Raw genomic sequence first — 1,191 nt, forward strand, 5'->3', positions numbered from 1 at the left:
CACGATCCAAAACCGTTGCCCGATCCGGCTCATACACGAAAAACAACGACGCATCCTCATGCCGTCCTAAGAAATACGGATGAGCACTGGTCGGATTCGAGAACGCCTGCCCTGTCTCGGTGAACCACACATACTCACGGACCCGCTCAAGAGGAACATCAGGATTCAAATCACCCTCAACAAGAAGCGGCGCGCCAAGCTCATAAAAGGAGAAGTCACCTCCCGTACCTCCTGTCCTATTCTTGCCAGAGCCGTACCCCTCGATGGCTCGCTTTACGCGTTCAGCTGTGACTTCGTTTGCGTAGTCTCCAAGTTCGACCAGAATAAACTTTCGGCTTCCATTGTCTGCTTGATTTGTGGCAAGCACTGCATGGGCGGTTGTTCCCGATCCAGCAAAGGAATCCAAGACTATGGAATCTTTGTTTGTTGCCTGTTCGAGGCAAAGCTGAATCAGCTCAATTGGCTTAGGTGTGTCAAAATCACGCCGCCCAAATATCTTTTTGACCTGAAGTGTGCCGGTCTCTGCCGAAAACTCGGAACCCATCCAAACAGATTTAGGCTTGGCGCGTCTCACTCCACCAAGATCTAGATAATCCTTTTGGAAAACGTCGAACTCGTCACGACCGCGAACCTTCTTTACCGTCAACTCGCCGATTCGTTCTCGGGCAGTTTCCCGACCCCAGCGCCATCGCCCGTCGGTTCCATCGGACAAGCGTGGATAAATTTCGATTTCTTCTTTTGACTGCGAGTTACCCAATTTGAGTTCACCAGTTTTGCGGTTATATGAAAACGGGTAGTACATGTTGGGTCGATCTTCGCGTTTTGCCCCTGCGCCGCGTTTCCTGAGACCTAGTTCACGATACCTTCCATGTTCATCTTCATGCCGGTAATCCTTGACGTACTCCTCGGGCAATGGAACGCCACGAGTGATGAAATCGACTCCACGATAGAAGAGGAGATGTTCATGGGCGGTAGCGACATACTTAGCGTCGCTACGACCCTTCCAGTTGTTCACCACGGCTATATCGGCAACAAAGCATGCGAGACCAAAGATCTCGTCGCAGATGAGGCGGAGGTTGGCTGCTTCATTGTCATCGACCGAGATGAAGATGGCTCCGGTTGGTGCGAGCAGGCGTTGGAGCAGGCGAAGCCTTGGATACATCATGCATAGCCATTTGTCATGGCGGGAGA

At 51.7% G+C, this 1,191-nt stretch carries 1 protein-coding gene; it reads right to left on the minus strand.

From position 1 onward, the window contains the following. Positions 1-1,165: site-specific DNA-methyltransferase (locus tag HMPREF2975_RS08170; RefSeq protein WP_227469337.1), on the minus strand; the 1,165-nt coding region annotated here is incomplete at its 3' end. Between the last annotated feature and the right edge of the window lie 26 nt (positions 1,166-1,191).

It is taken from the genome of Actinomyces sp. HMSC065F12, assembly GCF_001814535.1.
Lineage (GTDB): Bacteria > Actinomycetota > Actinomycetes > Actinomycetales > Actinomycetaceae > Pauljensenia > Pauljensenia radingae_A.